At 57.3% G+C, this 16,903-nt stretch carries 17 protein-coding genes; 7 read left to right on the plus strand and 10 right to left on the minus strand.

The window, feature by feature from the left end:
• Positions 1–45: 45 nt before the first annotated feature.
• Complete coding sequence (locus tag ACR0B3_RS07510; RefSeq protein ID WP_170723510.1) at positions 46–483, plus strand: DMT family transporter; 438 nt, start codon at positions 46–48, stop codon at positions 481–483.
• Here ACR0B3_RS07510 and ACR0B3_RS07515 read toward each other — a convergent pair.
• Both ACR0B3_RS07515 and ACR0B3_RS07520 read right to left on the minus strand, forming a co-directional pair.
• A complete protein-coding gene (locus ACR0B3_RS07515; RefSeq protein WP_480808515.1) occupies positions 467–1,153 on the minus strand; it encodes an ABC transporter ATP-binding protein in 687 nt (228 codons plus the stop codon). The genes ACR0B3_RS07510 and ACR0B3_RS07515 overlap by 17 nt on opposite strands.
• Positions 1,146–2,432: a lipoprotein-releasing ABC transporter permease subunit gene (locus ACR0B3_RS07520; RefSeq protein WP_480808516.1), complete on the minus strand. Its 1,287-nt coding sequence runs from the start codon at positions 2,430–2,432 to the stop codon at positions 1,146–1,148. The genes ACR0B3_RS07515 and ACR0B3_RS07520 overlap by 8 nt, the downstream gene beginning before the upstream one ends.
• Positions 2,433–2,823: 391 nt before the next feature.
• Between ACR0B3_RS07520 and ACR0B3_RS07525 the strand changes: the two genes are divergently transcribed.
• Positions 2,824–3,180, plus strand: a complete 357-nt coding sequence (locus tag ACR0B3_RS07525) for a hypothetical protein (RefSeq protein ID WP_480808517.1) — start codon at positions 2,824–2,826, stop codon at positions 3,178–3,180.
• 30 nt (positions 3,181–3,210) lie between these two features.
• On the opposite strand, the gene proS is transcribed toward ACR0B3_RS07525, so the two are convergent.
• Entirely contained in the window at positions 3,211–4,551 is a 1,341-nt protein-coding gene (gene proS, locus ACR0B3_RS07530; RefSeq protein ID WP_480808518.1) for a proline--tRNA ligase, read from the minus strand.
• Positions 4,552–4,591: 40 nt separating this feature from the next.
• Between proS and ACR0B3_RS07535 the strand changes: the two genes are divergently transcribed.
• The 5 genes from ACR0B3_RS07535 (at position 4,592) to ACR0B3_RS07555 (ending at position 10,504) form a co-directional block, all read left to right on the plus strand.
• Positions 4,592–6,082, plus strand: coding sequence for an FAD-dependent oxidoreductase (locus tag ACR0B3_RS07535; RefSeq protein ID WP_480808519.1), 1,491 nt, complete (start codon positions 4,592–4,594; stop codon positions 6,080–6,082).
• The gene (locus ACR0B3_RS07540) at positions 6,082–7,056 is read left to right on the plus strand and encodes an isopenicillin N synthase family dioxygenase (protein WP_480808520.1); all 975 of its coding nucleotides are present in this window, start codon (positions 6,082–6,084) and stop codon (positions 7,054–7,056) included. The genes ACR0B3_RS07535 and ACR0B3_RS07540 overlap by 1 nt, the downstream gene beginning before the upstream one ends.
• Before the next feature lie 90 nt (positions 7,057–7,146).
• Complete coding sequence (locus ACR0B3_RS07545; protein WP_480808521.1) at positions 7,147–8,220, plus strand: AI-2E family transporter; 1,074 nt, start codon at positions 7,147–7,149, stop codon at positions 8,218–8,220.
• Complete coding sequence (locus ACR0B3_RS07550; RefSeq protein WP_480808522.1) at positions 8,221–8,910, plus strand: HdaA/DnaA family protein; 690 nt, start codon at positions 8,221–8,223, stop codon at positions 8,908–8,910. It abuts the gene before it with no gap.
• Positions 8,911–8,959: 49 nt separating this feature from the next.
• Positions 8,960–10,504, plus strand: coding sequence for a Ppx/GppA family phosphatase (locus ACR0B3_RS07555; protein WP_480808523.1), 1,545 nt, complete (start codon positions 8,960–8,962; stop codon positions 10,502–10,504).
• On the opposite strand, the gene ACR0B3_RS07560 is transcribed toward ACR0B3_RS07555, so the two are convergent.
• The 7 genes from ACR0B3_RS07560 to ACR0B3_RS07590 form a co-directional block, all read right to left on the minus strand.
• Entirely contained in the window at positions 10,505–10,876 is a 372-nt protein-coding gene (locus ACR0B3_RS07560) for a hypothetical protein (RefSeq protein ID WP_480808524.1), read from the minus strand.
• 37 nt (positions 10,877–10,913) lie between these two features.
• Positions 10,914–11,906 (minus strand): endonuclease/exonuclease/phosphatase family protein, encoded by a 993-nt coding sequence (locus ACR0B3_RS07565; protein ID WP_480808525.1) that lies wholly within the window; start codon positions 11,904–11,906, stop codon positions 10,914–10,916.
• A gap of 3 nt (positions 11,907–11,909) precedes the next feature.
• Positions 11,910–12,590, minus strand: a complete 681-nt coding sequence (locus ACR0B3_RS07570; RefSeq protein WP_480808526.1) for a TerB family tellurite resistance protein — start codon at positions 12,588–12,590, stop codon at positions 11,910–11,912.
• Between the two features lie 45 nt (positions 12,591–12,635).
• Positions 12,636–13,124, minus strand: a complete 489-nt coding sequence (locus ACR0B3_RS07575) for an N-acetyltransferase family protein (RefSeq protein WP_480808527.1) — start codon at positions 13,122–13,124, stop codon at positions 12,636–12,638.
• Positions 13,121–13,723, minus strand: a complete 603-nt coding sequence (locus tag ACR0B3_RS07580; RefSeq protein ID WP_480808528.1) for a VOC family protein — start codon at positions 13,721–13,723, stop codon at positions 13,121–13,123. The genes ACR0B3_RS07575 and ACR0B3_RS07580 overlap by 4 nt, the downstream gene beginning before the upstream one ends.
• Positions 13,724–13,831: 108 nt before the next feature.
• Positions 13,832–15,958, minus strand: coding sequence for a methylmalonyl-CoA mutase (gene scpA, locus ACR0B3_RS07585; RefSeq protein WP_480808529.1), 2,127 nt, complete (start codon positions 15,956–15,958; stop codon positions 13,832–13,834).
• Positions 15,955–16,770, minus strand: coding sequence for a hypothetical protein (locus tag ACR0B3_RS07590; protein WP_480808530.1), 816 nt, complete (start codon positions 16,768–16,770; stop codon positions 15,955–15,957). The genes scpA and ACR0B3_RS07590 overlap by 4 nt, the downstream gene beginning before the upstream one ends.
• Positions 16,771–16,903: the final 133 nt, after the last annotated feature.

A 16,903-nucleotide genomic window follows, 5' to 3' on the forward strand; every position in this document is an offset into this window, starting at 1 on the left:
ACGCAATGATCCAGATCAACGAAACCGGCTCGGGGATTACAGGCAATGACACAATACGCAGCCATCATGCTGGCAGCTGGAATCGGCATCCCAATTCTCGCCGCACTAAATGCTGCCCTGGGCAGGCTGATAGGATCGCCCAATGCAGCGGCTGTTATCCTGTTCTCCATCGCCTTCTTAACCTCTATTTTGGCGCTGTTGGTGTTCGGAGGATCCGGAGCGCTTGCTAAAGTCACGCAAGCCCCAAGGCATCTGCTGCTGGGTGGCGTTCTGATCGCATTCTACGTGCTATCGATCACGCATGTGGCCCCGCATTTCGGTGTTGGCAATGCGGTGTTCTTCGTCTTGCTGGGTCAGTTGATCAGCACCGCAGCGATTGATCATTTTGGCCTGTTCGGTGCTCAGGTCACACCGCTGACCCTGATGCGGGCCGGAGGCATAACGGTGATGGCAATCGGCGTCGCAATCACGCAACTGGCCTAAGCAAACCAGCTTCCAGCCGCACCATCCGATCCATCCGCGCTGCAAGATCAAGGTTGTGCGTGGCTATTAACGCCGAGAGCCCCTCGTCCCGCACCAGCGCCATGAGGGCCGCAAAGACCTGATCCGACGTTTCGGGGTCCAGGTTTCCTGTGGGCTCATCTGCCAGCAGCACGCGCGGCTGGTTCGCCAGTGCCCGGCAAAATGCCACGCGCTGTTGCTCTCCGCCCGACAAGGCCGCTGGCCGGTGATCCGCCCGCCCTGCAACGCCAACATGGTCAAGCAATTGCATCGCCCGTTCCTGCGCCGCTTTCTCGGTGGTGCCGTTCGCCAACTGGGGCAGAACGATATTCTCAAGCGCCGTAAACTCGGGCAGCAGGTGGTGGAACTGATAAACAAACCCAACGTCTCGCCGCCGAATGGCAGTTCGGGTGCGATCGCCCCTACCCGTTGCACCCTGCCCCGTAACTTCAACCTCGCCAGTATCAGGAGTATCCAGCAAGCCAGCGATATGCAGCAGTGTTGACTTGCCCGCACCCGAAGGCGCGACCAGCGCAACGGCCTCTCCTGCGCGCAGCTCCAGATCAGCCCCGCGCAGCACCTGTACCTCACCAGGCGTTCCAGGAAGATAGGTTTTGGTCAGACTGCTGAGCCTTAAGGTCACGTCACTCATAGCGCAGCGCCTCAACTGGGTTTAGCCGCGCTGCGCGGCGGGCAGGGAAATAGGTGACAAGGAACGACAGGCCAAGTGAAAGACCAACGGCCTTCAAGACATCCGACATATGCAATTCGGCAGGCAAAGCATAGATGCCACGAATGGATGGATCCCAGACGCCGCCGCCCATCACATAGTTCACGAATGAAAAAATCGGATCGATATAGATGGCGAAGAGGCAGCCCAATATCACGCCCATTGCAGTTCCGATAATCCCTGTGAACGCGCCGCAGATGAAGAACACCCGCAGCACTGACCCTTCGCTCAGGCCGATAGTACGCAGAATGCCAATGTCCCGCCCCTTGTTCTTCACCAGCATGATCAGTCCCGAGACGATGTTCATCGCCGCAATGAGCACGAGGATCGACAAGATTATGAACATCACGTTGTCTTCAACCTCAAGCGCCCGCAGGAACCCGCCCGACGCATCCTGCCACGTCCAGATCTGACTGCGCTCTCCGGCGGCCTCAAGAATCGGGATCAGGATCGGGGATAGCTCTTCTGGGCGCTCGACCATCACTTCGATCTCGTCCGCCACGCCTTCGCGGTTAAAGAAGCTTTGCGCCTCGGCGAACGGCATGTAAACACGGGTACGGTCGATATCAAAACGACCCGCAGAGAAGACATAGACCACTTCGTAAGCATTCACGCGGGGCGAGGTACCAAAGGCAGTTTTGACACCGTTGGGCGAAGTCAGTTTGACCCGATCCCCAACTGTCGCTCCAATGGCGCGTGCCACGCCTGAGCCAATAGCAATGCCATCCGGGAACCGGGACAGATCGCCATAGGCGTTCTCGCTTTGAGCAATACCGGGCAACTCGGCCAGATCATCGGGACGGATACCAAAGACCTGCACGCCTGAACTGCGGTCCGCGTTGGTGATCAGCACCTGACCTTTGACAAGCGGTGCCGCACGCTCAACCCCCGGCACCAGTGCGATCCGCTCAGCCATGCCGTCGAAGTCGGAGATGGTCCGATCGACCCGCCCTTGCGCGTCGATCTCTCCGGCAGAGTACACAGTGACATGCGCATTTGCCCCGAGGATGGTGCCCACAAATTCCGACCGGAACCCAGACCGGACAGCCAGGGTCGCGATCAGGGCGAACACAGCAAGCGTAATCCCGATCAGCGATATCCAGGTCATCACGCTGACACCTCCTTCGGCCCTGCGGGCGCGGAGATATCGCCAGGCGATTTTCCATTCGAAAGGAGCAAAGGGCGGGGGAGTTTTGGCCATTCCTGCCTCGGGTTCAGATTTTTCGCGACCCTCTCGACATTTAGCCGGATGGTCAAGCCGGTTATCACGCGGATGCCTGATTGGCGCGTCTACTGCCGATGCGGACAAGAAAAGGACAGTTTAAAACGAATCAATTAGCTTTAGGCCAAAAGCTCACCGGCAGAACGAGAAATCACCCTGCCAGAAATACACCAAAGGTTGTGAACCCCTTCACAGACAAAGGGTTATTGTTTCAGTTATGAAGTCAATGTGAGATATCTGCACCTGACTGAGTCACAATCGCAACATTCAGGCGCGAAATATTGTTTCACAAATTGATTAGTGTGAGAAACTTTGTCACCCTTTTTGTGTGGGGGACAGATTTTAAGAGTTTAAGGGCGGAGGTACGCTCATGGGTATTCAAGAACACATGGAAGGCACGGGCCCAATATTAGCCCGTTCGGCAGCAACAGAACTGGATTGTGAAAGCGCCGCATTATTGCGGGCAGCGATCAGGCCAGTTTTCACAAGCGCAGCAAGCTGGGCCGGTCTGGCCGACATACTGCGGGACAAAGGCTATCGCCTCGCGTTCCGGCAGGGACGGCTGTGCATCACGGATCGCGCCACTGACGAACGCGTCTGTGGATTGCGGTTTCTGGGCTTCGAACTGGCAGAACTTGTACGCCGCTTTGGTCGCCCGATCGTAGTCGCACGCGGCAGCGAAGCGGACGGCGATTTCCTGACCGCACGTCCGACCTCAGCTTCCTGAGCTAAACCGCCGAAGGTTGCACCGCCTTGTTCAGGCGATGCCTTCATAGATTTCTGCGATCTTGGTGACAGCAGCTTCGGGGCTCAGCTCTTCGCTTTCACCAGTACGGCGACAGGTCAGTTCGACAACGCCATTTTTCAGACCGCGCGGCCCAACGGTAATACGCCACGGCAGACCGATCAGGTCCATGGTGGCAAACTTGCCCCCTGCCCGCTCGTTCCGATCATCATAAAGCGGCTCAAGACCCAACGCGGTCAAAGCGCTATAGAGCTTGTTGCAGGCCTCGTCCGCCTCTTCATCACCTTGCTTCAGGTTGACGATCCCGCAGTGGAACGGGGTCACACCTTCGGGCCAGATAATACCCTTGTCATCATGGCTGGCCTCGATGATCGCGCCGATCAGGCGGCTGACGCCAATGCCGTGGCTGCCCATGTGAACCGGAACCGGCTTACCATCGGGGCCTTGTACGGTCGCACCAAGCGGTTCGGAATACTTTGTGCCGAAATAGAAAATCTGACCAACCTCAATACCGCGAGCGACGCGGCGACGCTCTTCAGGGATCTGATTGAACAGCGCCTCATCGTGGGTCTCGTCCGTGCGGGCGTATTTCGAAGTGAATTCTTCCAGAATCGCCTGACATTGTTCGCGGCTGTCATAATCGATCTCACGGTCGCCAAAGGTCAGGTCCGTGACGGCGCTGTCATAGAACACCTCGGACTCACCCGTGTCGGCCAGCACAAGGAATTCGTGCGTGTCATCGCCGCCGATGGGGCCGGAATCCGCGCGCATCGGGATCGCCTGCAGGCCCATCCGCTCATAGGTGCGCAAATAGCTGACCAGATGGCGGTTATAGGAATGCAGGGCGTCTTCTTTAGTTAAGTCGAAATTGTAGCCGTCCTTCATATAGAACTCGCGACCCCGCATCACGCCGAAACGCGGGCGGATTTCATCGCGAAACTTCCATTGGATTTGATAGAGCGTCAGCGGCAAGTCTTTGTAGCTGCTCACGTGACCGCGGAAGATGTCGGCCACCAGTTCCTCAGCGGTCGGCGTGTACAGCATATCGCGACCGTGGCGGTCCTGCATGCGAAGCATTTCTTGGCCATAGTCGTCATACCGACCGGATTCGCGCCACAGATCGGCCGATTGTAAGATCGGCATCTGGATTGCGATATGCCCTGCCCGCGCCTGTTCCTCATGTACGATGTTTTCCAGCTTACGCAGGACTTTGAAGCCCAGCGGCAACCAGGAGTAAATCCCGGCGGCGGCTTGTTTGATCATCCCGGCTCGCAGCATCAGCCGGTGACTGACGATCTGAGCCTCCGAGGGGTTTTCCTTGAGAACGGGCAGAAAGTAACGGCTGAGGCGCATAACGTAACCTTACGGGTGAGAATTTCGCTGCAAGGTGATTATGCCAAAGCCCAGCCGGGGGCAATCACGCATTGGCGTTTTTACGACCTTCGCGCTGTCGGATTTACGATTGACCCGGGCGCCGGGGTTTTCAATCTTGGCAGAAACGTCCAATCGAGAGACTGCAATGCAATCAATCACCGAACCCGCCCGCCAGATTCCCGTTGTTCACAAGACTGACGTATTGGTTGTGGGCTCTGGTCCGGCAGGGCTGTCAGCGGCGCTTGCCGCCGCGCGCGCCGGAGCCGAGGTTTCATTGATGGACAGGTTCGGCTGCATGGGCGGTAATATCACCGCCGTTGGCGTCGAAGGCTTTGCCTGGTATCGCCACGAACAAACCGTCGAGGCCGGAGGCATCGGCCTGGAATTCGAAACCCGCGCCAAAGAGATGGGTGCCGCTGTGCCCGAGAGCCAGTCGCTCAGCTACGAGTTGGACAGCGAGGGCTTCAAGCTGGTGGCCGACAAGCTGGTCGAAGAGGCTGGCGTTCATCCGATGCTGCATCGACAATTCGTCGCCCCCATCATGGATGGGGATCGCATCATCGGCGTGATCACCGAATCCAAGGCAGGGCGCGAGGCGATCTTGGCCAAGGTCGTCATTGACGCCACCGGGGATGCGGACGTCGCACATCGCGCGGGTGCCCCGACCCACAAGGCGCCACGCGAGGACATGATGGCCGCCTCGGTCATGTTCCACCTGGCAGGCGTTGACAAACGGGCCTTCATGGAAGGTGTCAAAGCGGACCCGCAGACCTACAAGGATTGGGGCGGCGGCGGCGAATGGAATATCGAGACCTCTGGCAAAGAGGACGACATGTTCTCACCCTTCGTCAAGAAACCCTTCCAGCAGGCGATTGATGAGGGCCTGATCCCGGCGCATCTGAACACGATTGCGGGCACCTGGGGTGCGATGCATGATACGGGCGAGCTTACCTATATGAACCTGATTCATATGGACCAGATCGACGGAACCGACCCCGACAGCCTGACATTTGGCGAGATCGAAGGCCGTCGCCAGGCGATGCTGGCCATTGATGCCTTGCGACGTTTCATGCCGGGCTGTGAAAACGCACGTTTGCGGAATTTTGGCATGACCATTGGAATCCGCGATACTCGCAAAATCGATGCAGTTTACAACATGACCGAGAATGACGCCCGTCATCAGGGCCGTTTCGAGGACTCCATCGGCATTTACCCCGAATTCATCGATGGATACGGCATACTGATCCTGCCGACCACCGGGCGATATATGCAAATCCCCTATCGCTCGATGCTGCCGAAGGGGATCAAGGGTCTGTTGGTTGCGGGCCGGTCCCATGGCGCGGATCGGATCGCCCATGCTGCGACGCGCAATATGTCCTGTTGTGCAGTTATGGGTCAGGGCGCAGGGATCGCAGCGGCCTTGTCCCTGAAAAGCAATCAGGAACTCGACAGCCTAAACCTTGCCCCTGTGCATCAGGAATTGGAACGCCAAGGCGTGAGAATTACCTGATGGAGCACATCCCAACTATCGATATCAGCCCGCTGTCCAATCCTTCCGATTCACGGTATCGGTCAACGGTCGCGCAAATCATGGACGCCTGCACCAGTATCGGGTTTCTGTCGATCACAGGAACAGGCATTGCGCCTGAGCACATTGAACAGGTCCGCGGCTGTGTCAGAGCGATCTTTGACATCGACGAGGCCCGAAAATGGGATCAGGCCATTACACGCGAAAACTATCGCGGATACATCCCGATGGGGTTCTTCACGCCCAATGATGGGTCGGGTGCGGCGGACAAGTACGAAGGGTACAAACTGCATTTCGAAGCACCCGAAGATGCCTCGATCCGGGCAGAATGCGCCCTTTATGGTCCAAATATCTGGCCCCGAGAAGTGCCGCAGGCACGCGCCGTCATACTGGATTATTGGCAACAGCTTGATGGCGTAACAGATCTTTTGCTGGGTGCATTGGAAGTGGGGTTAAAAGTCCCGCCCAATACGCTGCGCGACGCCTTCCGCGACCCGATGACCAACATGACCTTGCTTCACTATCCACCACAATCCCCGGATGAGCGTGGCTATGGAATTCATCCGCATAAGGACACCGACGCGCTAACAATAATCGCTCCCGATCCGGTCGGAGGGCTTGAAGTGCAGACCCGCACCGGAGGTTGGATCACGCCGGACTGCCCACCCGGCGGCTTCGTGGTCAATATCGGTGACATGCTGGAATTGTGGTCAGGCGGGCGGCTTAAATCGACCCCGCATCGCGTGGTCAATCGATCCGGGCAGGAACGCTATTCCTTCCCGTATTTCGCCGTTCCGCGCCATGATGTGGTGGTCGCGCCTTTGCTGCCCGCCCTGCCCGGCTTTGATCGCCCCGAGGTGCATTGCGGCCACTGGTCAGCGGAAATCTGGCGCACTAACTGGCCCGATGAAACAGCCACCAGTGACACGCCCGAACTCGGCACGCTGACCGACTAAGGCTCAAAAACCGCGCGCCATGAACCGCTTGCATCGCAGGGCGTCATGGGCCAAGAACACGGCAATGCTGTGCAAACGAGGGAATGCGCCATGGCCTTGCCAGTGAAGGATCAGCTGAGATACTGGGGCGTCGCAGCCGCGATCTTTGTGGTGGTTCTGTACCTGCTGGGTGACGTGCTGCTGCCCTTCGTGATCGGAGGGGCGATTGCCTATTTCCTCGATCCTGTTGCGGACCGCCTGGAAAAGTTCGGCTTATCGCGCATGGCCGCGACCGGCATTATCACCGTTGTTGGCGTGCTTGGTTTTGTACTGATGATTGTCATGGTCGTGCCAGCACTGATCACTCAGCTGCTGGATCTGATCGATGTTTTACCAAGCCTTTTCAAGGAATTGCGCGCTTTCATTGAGAAGCAATTCCCAGCGCTTTTGGATCGCGAATCCAACACGCATCAGATGCTGGTGTCGTTCGGCGAGACCCTAAAGTCCAAAACCGGCGACGTGCTTCAAACCGTTCTGGCCTCACTTGGTTCGGCAATCAACGTGGTGGTCCTTCTGGTCATCGTCCCGGTTGTGGCTGTTTATCTGCTGATGGACTGGGATCGCATGATCGCCCGGATCGGAGAGTTGCTGCCCCGTGATCACGCCCCGACGATCAAACGATTGGCCGGAGAGATCGACGCCGTGCTGGCATCATTCGTGCGCGGCATGGGTACGGTCTGCCTTATCCTTGGCACCTACTATGCGGTTGCATTGATGCTGGTAGGTCTGCAGTTCGGTCTGATCGTTGGCTTTATCGCAGGGCTTGTAACCTTCATCCCCTATCTGGGCGCCTTGATCGGAGGCACCCTGGCCATTGGTCTGGCCCTGTTTCAGTTCTGGGGGGATTGGGCGCATATTGGTCTGGTCGCTGGCATTTTCGCCATCGGACAGGTGACAGAAGGCAACTTCCTGACCCCGAAACTCGTCGGCAGCTCAGTTGGCCTGCACCCAGTCTGGCTGCTGCTGGCTTTGTCGGTGTTCGGCGCACTGTTTGGTTTTGTTGGTATGTTGATTGCGGTTCCGGTTGCGGCAGCTTTGGGTGTTCTCGCACGGTTCGCGACCGAGCAATATCTGAACAGCCGCCTTTATACCGGGCTTGAAGGTCTGAATCAGGACGACGAGTGAATGGCCACGCAGCTCAGCTTTGATCTGCCGTCCAAGACCGCCCTGGGCCGCGAAGATTTCTTTGTCTCACCGGCGAATGCGCTGGCCGTTGCGATGATCTCGGTCACATCCTGGCCGGGAAACAAACTGGTGCTGAGTGGCCCGGCCGGTTCAGGGAAGACGCACCTTGCACATGCTTGGGCTGCTGAAACAGGCGGGCGTATCGTTCGGGCTGCCGCTTTGCGGTACGAAGATGTGCCTAATCTTGCGTCCTCACCGGTCGCAGTCGAGGATGTTCCGCTGATCGCCGATGACATCGAACAACAAAGAACGTTGTTTCACCTGCACAACCTGGTCTTGGCCGAGGGCCACGCCCTTCTCATGACCGGTCGTGCAGCGCCAAATCTTTGGCACTTGCCCTTGGCTGATCTGCAAAGCCGCGTAGACGGGGCACATCATGTAACACTCGACGCACCGGATGACGCCCTGTTAGGTGCGGTGCTGGCCAAACTGTTTACAGATCGCCAGTTGAACCCCAGCCCGGACGTCATCGCGTATCTGGTCAAACACATGGATCGCAGTTTTGAGACTGCGGCAAATGTGGTTGCCGAGCTGGATCAGATCGCGCTTGACGAAAAACGCGATATCACCCGTTCGCTTGCGGTGCGTCTATTGAACACAGGTTCCAAACAATCCGATGCCTGTGATTGACCGGATAAAACCGATCCCGCATCCTGCGCCCAAAACATCTGGGGACACCATGACACAAATCGCCGAGACCGATTTTCCCGATCACGGGCTTTTTAGCAAACCCTTGTTTGAAGATCCCGGAGCGCGCGCATTGTCTCGTGTCGGTGTCGTCGATATCGGATCGAACTCGGTTCGGATGGTGATCTTTGATGGCGCGGCACGCTCACCTGCCTATTTCTACAACGAAAAAGTCATGTGCGAATTGGGGGCCGGTCTGTCTGAAACGGGTCTATTGAACCCGCTTGGTCGCGTGCGCGCCTTGGCGGCGCTGCATCGATTCAAGTATCTGGCCAGTGATCTTGGCTTACCCACGTTGCACGCCGTTGCGACCGCCGCTGTACGGGAGGCCAAAGATGGGCCCGACTTCTGCGCGCAGGTGAAGATAGAAACCGGATTGCATATCAACGTCGTGAATGGCGAAGAAGAAGCACGTCTGTCAGCCCAGGGTGTCCTGCTGGGATGGCCCGGTGCCTATGGTCTGATCTGCGATATCGGAGGCTCTTCCGTGGAACTGGCCGAAATTGGTGGCGGCATGGTCGGGCGTCGTATGACTTCACCCTTGGGGCCGCTCAAGCTGCGCGATATCAAAGGCGGTCGTCGGGCGCGCAAAGAGCACATCAAGAAAACGTTGGAAGAGATGCGTGACAAGATGGGTCCTCAGCGGGATCGCCTGTTTCTTGTTGGCGGCAGCTGGCGTGCATTTGCGCGGTTGGACATGCTGCGCCGAGGTTACCCGCTGAACGTGCTACACGAATATCGCATGACACAAAGCCAGGTCCGCGAGACGATCAAATTCATCGAAAAGAACGATGCGGACGAATTGCGCGCGTTGGCTGGCGTATCGGGCTCGCGCATGGCGCTCATCCCTTACGCTATGGATGTGCTGTCCCGCCTGATCCGCACCTTCAAGCCCAAGGACATCGCCATCTCAAGTTATGGTATCCGCGAAGGCTTGCTATACGAACAGATGCCGCAACGCCTGCGCGACCGTGATCCTTTGATCGAGGCGAGCCGCTTTGCCGAGGCCAAGGATGCCCGGCTGCCGGGATTTGGCAAACATCTGTTTGATTTTGTTATGCCCCTGTTTCGATCGGCCCCTGATCAAAGGGTACGCTTGATCAAAGCAGCCTGCCTTTTGCACGACGTGAGCTGGAGGGCACATCCTGATTACAGGGCTGAAGCGTGCTTTGAATATGTTACCCGAGCCAATATGAGTGGCATCAAACACTCTGAGAGGGTCTTTATCGGCCTCGCGCTTCAACATCGGTATCGCAACAAGCGCGAAGGGAGCCGCTTTACCGAGCTGTACGAACTGCTGGATGAACGCAGTCAGGAACAGGCCGAGATTTTGGGCAAAGCACTTAGGTTCGGGGCAATGCTCTGGATGCAGCATGACGCCGCTATGGGCAAGCTGCGCTATTACCCCAAGAAGCAGAAGCTTGAACTGCGCCTACCCAAATCTGCAGGACCATTGTTTAACGAGGTCGCCGAATCGCGCTTCAACTCGCTGGCCACCGCACTGAAATCAGAACCCAAAGTGATCATCAGGGGATGATCAGATATCGGTGAGCCCGTCTGACGCGTCTTCTTGTGGAACCGGTTCTTCGGTCTGGTCCTCGGGTTTCCTACGAATAATGATATCACCATTTGGCAGCATCTCGGGCGTTTCATAGACGCTCCAGTCCTGCACCTGAGCAGCTAGGTCGGCCAACGCCGGGCCCATCTCCTGCATGAAAGACTGCAAGGCCGGACCAAACTGATCTGCCAACCCGCGCAGATCTTCGAGCGTGGGCTCCATCTCTTGTCGCAGGCCCTCAAGGAACAGCTCAGCCCCCCGCTCCATGAGCGATTTGCCGCTGTCTTCTTGCGCCTGTGCCGGCAGCGCCAAGGCGGTGGAGGTCGCGAATATCAATATGAGACGTTTCATATCGCGAATATAGGCAAAGGCCATTATAGTTGAAAGGTCAGAGCTGGATATCCAGCGTAACCGGGAAGTGGTCCGAAGCTGTCAGCAAGGCATCCCGCAACTCGGGGTCGCTCCAACAGGCGGTGTCACGAAACGGATGCCAAATGCGCCAGTTGGGAGACTTGTCGCGCATGTCATTGCTGATCATGATGTAGTCCAGCAGCGCCTCAAGATACCGCCCTTCTTTAGGGCGCGCAAAGCGGGCAGTTGCCGGGACTGAGCCGGGGCGCAATTCCAAGGCGCGCGCTGCGTGCGGGTCAAACAGTCCGGCCTGCAACAGTATCTCAACGGAGGAACGGCCAAAGAGATGTTCGAACTCATCCAACCCAGGCCCGTCATTGAGATCACCCAGCAACACCACCGAGTCCCGCTCTGCCACATGGTGTTCAACTCGGCGGGCCAACCACACGGCTTGCGCCAATTGCTTCCGACGGTTGGCGATTGATATCCGAATCATCTCATCCCGTGATCCGGCACCATGAGGCGCCTTTGATTTCAAATGCGCGCCGATCAGGCGAAATTCTTGCCCAGAAGCAGTCTCGATCGCTAGCTCCAATGGCGGTTTCGAAAACTGCACCCGATCTTCAGTCGCATCCACATCCAGATCGATACGGAACTCAGTATCGAACCGAGGTACCGTGTCGGATTCCTTGGGATCGTGGCGCGCCTTCAATTTCTCAGGATCAAAGAGCAGAGCAAGTTCCTGATGTGTATCGTTCACAAACCCCATGATTGCATGGCTCGTACGCAGACCGAAAGCCTCTGCAAAGCCCTGCAAGGCCCGAACGGTGTTCTGGGTTTTGCCCGTGTTGGGGGCCTCAACGATCAGTACAGCATCGGCATCGATCGCCGACAGCACTTTGGCAATGGCTTCTATTTGCTGGGCCTTGGTGACGTCGTGACGCCCTGACCAACTGTCATCGACAATCAGATTGTCATCGCGGTCAAACAGGTTGGCAAACCATTCAATATTATAGGTTGCCAACCGCATGGTTCAGACCTTGGCGCCGTTAATCTCATCCCAGGCGCGGTTAATGTCGATCATCTTTTTCTCGGCCAGACGCACCGCTTCCTCGGGGACCCCGCGCGCCATCATCGCATCCGGGTGAGTATCGCGCACCAATTGCCGCCAAACCTTACGTATTTCGGTCAAAGGCAGATCCCGAGCAACCCCTAAAACCGTGTAAGGATCTTTAGGTGCATCCGGAACAAAACGCGCACGCAGCGCCATGAACTGAGCGTCCGTCTGGCCGAAAATACGGCTCACATCTTCGAGGAATTCATTTTCGTTGGGGTGATAAAACCCATCCGCCATGGCAATGTGAAACAGACCTTCCATCAGGTCACACAAAGTGGTGCTGTCTTCGGAAAACATCCCGGAAATCTTGCGGGCATAGTCCTTGTAACCAGCGACATCCGTACGTGCCATGTCAAAGACTTTTGCCGCACCATCCTCATCCTCAGGCGCGATCTGGAACACTTCGCGAAAGGCCGTGACTTCATCCCGTGTGACTTGCCCATCGGCCTTGGCCATTTTGGCCCCCAGCGCCACGACCGCAATTGCAAACGCCACCGAACGTTCCGGGGGCGTCCGCAATTTTTCAAAAACTGCGGTCAGGCTTTCGCCTTGTGCAAGCGCGTTCAGCGCGTCGGTTATTCTGGTCCAGATCGACATGGGCGCACCCTAGCGTGCCACAGCGTGACTGTCAGGTGCGACAGATCACTGCGGGTTAAGAATTTTCTGCATCAATACAAGATCCAGCCGTTGCCCCCATTTGAAGCCCACCTCAGGCATGAGGCCAACGCAATCAAAACCGACCGCCGAATGAAAGGCAATCGCCGCAGGGTTAGCCGACGAGATACCGGCGACCAGAACATGCACGTTGTTGGCCTTCGCTATCGTCTCCAAAGCTTGCATCAACGCTCTGCCCGTTCCTTGACCTCTGGCCCCCGGCGTTAACTGAATCGAATGCTCGCGACATTGCGCATATCCGGGGCCTGATCGAAAGGCGCCATAGCTGGCAAAACCCTTGATCTCGCCATGGTGTTCGGCAACCAGAAAAGCGGAATTTTTGATTTCGATCTCTGTTACCACATCTTCGGCGCTGCGTTCATCGGTGGTAAAGGTTATCAGAGTATCTCGAATGATCGCGTTCGTGATCGCTGCGATCGCTGGCGCGTCTTCGACCCTTGCCTGCCGGATCGTCATTCCAGCACACGCAGCCCGTGCGGTGTTTCGATTTCGGCACGCAGAGCGGCTGGGCCGCTGTCAAACGTCACATGCTCCAGACCGCCTAAGCTTTTGGCCAGATCCAGCCCATCAGGGTGGCACACGATCAGGCGACGTAAGCGGCATCCGCTGTCTTGCAACATTTGTGCCGGATGCAGATCGCCCTGCCATTGAATGAGTGCTGGAAACAAGTTGTCGAACGGCAAACACCCGTTTGGGGGAACGGCCATGCGCCAGCGCAGTGCGCCCCTGCTCAGATCGATGGGCTGACCGACGCCATCGGGAAACACGGTCAGCGACGCCTCGATATCAGGGACACGGCAAATCCAATTGGTGAGTCGAGGGCCACCCTCGAACCGATCCAAATCGAACCAGCGCGTTCTTTGCGGGGTAGAGGCATCAGGATCAATAGCGATCGCTTCCAGGTAGAGCCCGTCGCGCATTCCCAAAAGTCGATTATAAGTCCCGAATTTCTCGTGTTTGCCGCCCTCTTGCAACCGCACGCCCAGCGCCTGTTCGATATGGGCAGAGGCCTCTTCCAGCGTTTCGCCCGCAACGGCCAGATGATCCAGTAACATGCAGTCGCCTCCCAAAGACATATGACCAGACCATTTAGGTCTGATCACATGTTTTCCTTAAAGGCGCGAGTTCACAAGATTTTTCGTACGAAAAATCTTGCGCCGGTATCAGGCCTTGGCCTCGCCGATCAAACGCAGGATATCCTGTGCCGCATCGGGAATGTTGGTTCCAGGTCCGAAGATTGCTTTAACGCCATGATCATAGAGAAACTGGTAGTCCTGCTGTGGGATGACGCCGCCACAAATCACGATGATATCCTCGGCCCCGGCCTTCTTCAGTTCCTCAACCAGCTGCGGCGCTAATGTCTTGTGCCCGGCGGCCTGCGAGGAAATCCCTATCACATGCACATCGTTGTCTACCGCATCCTGCGCCGCCTCAGCGGGCGTCTGGAACAGCGGGCCGACATCCACGTCGAAACCAATATCGGCAAAGGCCGTAGCAATCACCTTAGCGCCCCGGTCATGCCCGTCCTGTCCCATCTTGACCACCAGCAGGCGCGGACGGCGGCCTTCCGCGTCAGCGAAGTCTTCAATGGACTTCTGAATCGCAGCAAAGCCTTCGTCGCCCTCATAGGCCGCTCCATATACACCTGCCAGGGTTTTCACCTCGGCGCGGTGGCGGCCGAATTCTTTCTCCATTGCCATGCTGATCTCTCCTACAGATGCGCGGGCACGGGCGGCCTCGACGGCGGCGGCCAGCAGGTTGCCGCCATCACGGGCGGTATTCGTCAGCGCGTCCAACGCGGCCTGACACGCGGCCTCATCACGGGTCGCACGGATGCGTTCCAGACGCGCAACCTGCGCCTCGCGCACCGCGACATTGTCGACGTCGAGAATATCGATCGGGTCTTCCTGTTCTTTGCGGTACTTGTTGACGCCAACGATCACCTCTTCGCCCCGGTCGATCATGGCCTGACGGCGCGCGGCGCTTTCCTCGATCCGCAGCTTGGGCATTCCGCTGGCGACGGCCTTGGTCATACCGCCCATCTCTTCGACCTCTTGCATCAGGGCCCAAGCTTTTTCGACCAGGTCATTGGTTAGGCTTTCGACGTAATACGACCCGGCTAGCGGATCGACCACATCGGTCACGCCGGTTTCTTCCTGCAACACCAGCTGCGTGTTCCGCGCGATGCGGGCCGAGAAATCGGTGGGCAGGGCAATCGCCTCGTCCAGAGCGTTGGTGTGCAGCGACTGGGTGCCGCCCAGAACTGCGCTCATCGCCTCATAGGCGGTGCGGATCACGTTGTTGTAGGGGTCTTGTTCCTGCAAGGACACGCCAGAGGTCTGACAGTGGGTCCGCAGCATCTTTGACCGGTCGGATTTTGCCCCGAACTCGGTCATAACGCGGTGCCATAGGGTGCGGGCGGCGCGTAGCTTGGCGATTTCCATGAAGAAATTCATGCCAATGGCAAAGAAGAAAGACAAACGGCCCGCAAATTTGTCTACGTCCATGCCCGCCTGTGTTGCGGCGCGCACATATTCGCGCCCGTCGGCCAGCGTATAGGCCAGTTCCTGCACCAGATTCGCGCCGGCCTCTTGCATGTGATAACCAGAGATCGAGATCGAATTGAACTTGGGCATTTCGTTCGAGGTATAATCGATAATGTCAGAAATGATCTTCATCGACGGTTCGGGCGGGTAGATATAGGTGTTGCGCACCATAAACTCTTTCAGAATGTCATTCTGAATGGTGCCGGACAGAACGGATTTGTCATGCCCCTGTTCTTCGCCCGCCACGATGAAACTCGCCAGAATCGGGATCACTGCACCATTCATGGTCATCGAGACCGAGACTTTATCCAGCGGAATACCATCAAACAGGATCTTCATGTCTTCGACCGAGTCGATGGCAACACCGGCTTTGCCCACATCGCCAACAACGCGGGGATGATCACTGTCATAGCCCCGATGCGTCGCCAGATCGAACGCGACCGAGACTCCCTGCTGACCCGCCGCCAAATTGCGGCGATAGAAGGCATTCGACTCCTCAGCCGTTGAAAACCCCGCATATTGGCGGATCGTCCAAGGGCGACCCGCGTACATCGTCGCCTTCACGCCGCGCGTGAACGGACCAAAACCCGGAAGCGAGCCCATATGCGGAAGATCAGCTGTATCTTCCTGTGTGTAGAGCGGTTTGACGTTGATGCCTTCAATCGTTTCTTTGGTCAGTTCGTCCAAAGGACGGCCGCGCAGCTCTTTCTCGGCCAGCACCCGCCAGTCGTTGGTGTCGGTCATGTCGATTTCCTCTGTTCAATTCTGGTTTTGCCAGGGGCCACCCCGAGCGCATTGGTATCTGTTCGGCAAATCAGTTCAGCCAGACCGTCGGCGCCTGAGGCCAGCCACTCCAAATCGTCTGCGTAATCCGTCCATAGCTTCATCGCCTGCTTAGTGTTCAACCCGTGGGGGGCAGGCTTGCGTGCGGCATTCAGAGCAAGGCCGTCGCTGAATTCGGGGGCGCTGCGACCCGTCAGCACTTCAAGCTGTGCCTGCTGGTGGCCCGCGAAGTCCTCGAACGGCAGAACAAGCAAAGGAACATCAGGAAAGGCGCCGCTTATGTCGGTGATGACATCGCGCCAGCGCCGTTCACTTTGCGCAATCCGCTTCCACTTTGTTGGTTCAATCGGATCGCTTCCACGATTGAATTTATAGGCTGCGACGGATGTCCAATACATATCCAATGCCCGGATATTCAGGGCAAGTTTGCTGACCCGGCCACCAAAGGCTTTTGCCAGGAGCTCGGCGCGCTCTTGCATACTGGGATAAAGCGATGCGAAGGCGATGTTACGCTCCATGGAGCCCACGAAATTCTCTTGGCTGACCAGAAGTTGCCTGGCGCCACTCCGCTGACAATCGTCCAGTTCGCGGCGCAACGCGCCACAAACGTCTGGTGTCAATTTATTCAGGCGATTCAAACCGTTGGATCGAGTTCGCTCAGGGCTCCAATACACCAGCCCTTGCTGGGCAAGCGTTTGCTCGTTCCGGCTCAGGTAGTTCTGAAAACTGGTGCTTGCACAACGATGTGCGCCGCAATGCAGGATGATCTCCATCCGCCTACACCCCTGCCCGAACGGTCGAAGGGGTGGCGGAATTTCTGAACGGTTCACCGACTATGTGCGGGCCAATTCCGTGGCCGATGAACAAATTTTTGATGCTCTTAGTCATTTCGCCGGTCGCATTCGC

The sequence above is a fragment of the Ruegeria sp. CE9 genome, from assembly GCF_056537425.1.